The organism is Pseudomonas sp. EA_65y_Pfl1_P113 (assembly GCF_963970525.1).
Taxonomy (GTDB): domain Bacteria; phylum Pseudomonadota; class Gammaproteobacteria; order Pseudomonadales; family Pseudomonadaceae; genus Aquipseudomonas; species Aquipseudomonas tritici.
On record NZ_CAXAQM010000365.1, the window covers coordinates 1 to 518 of the forward strand.

Annotated in this window: 1 pseudogene; it reads right to left on the bottom strand. The window is 63.1% G+C overall.

Annotated features, from left to right (window positions below):
• Positions 1-518 (bottom strand): annotated as a pseudogene (locus AACY52_RS30075) (IS21 family transposase); the annotation flags it as partial.

Consider the following 518-nt stretch of genomic DNA (forward strand, 5'->3'; position numbering starts at 1 on the left):
CGGACGAGTAGCTGATCGCGTTGATTGCGAGCGCCCTCTCGCAGGCTGTTTCGAGCCGATTGCGCTCATAGCGCCTCGCCAGGGCGATGATCCCCATCGCGGAGCGATAACCCTGCTCGGGATGCGGGCGCTCACGCATCATCCGCTCGACCAGGGTGGCGGCGTTGACGCCGATCCGCCCCGCCATCTTGATCAAGCTCGCCGGCGTCATATTGGCGTAACGCTGATGGGCCTTGGGCATGTGCTCGTTCACGGTGACATGGCCACCACGCTGAGAGCGGCGCACATGGCTGGCGACACGCGTGTGATCCTGGAAGATCTCGACCGCCCGATAGGTGAGCCGGACGTCCACTCGACGGCCAATCAGCCGGTGCGGCACCGAGTAAAAAGTCTTGTCAACTTCGACGTGATAATCGGGATGTACCTTGGCCGTTTTCCACTCGGCGTATTCGAATGGCTCGCTCGGCAGCGGTGCCAGCGCGGTGCGTTCGATCTCCTCGAACAGCTGGCGGCGGGAT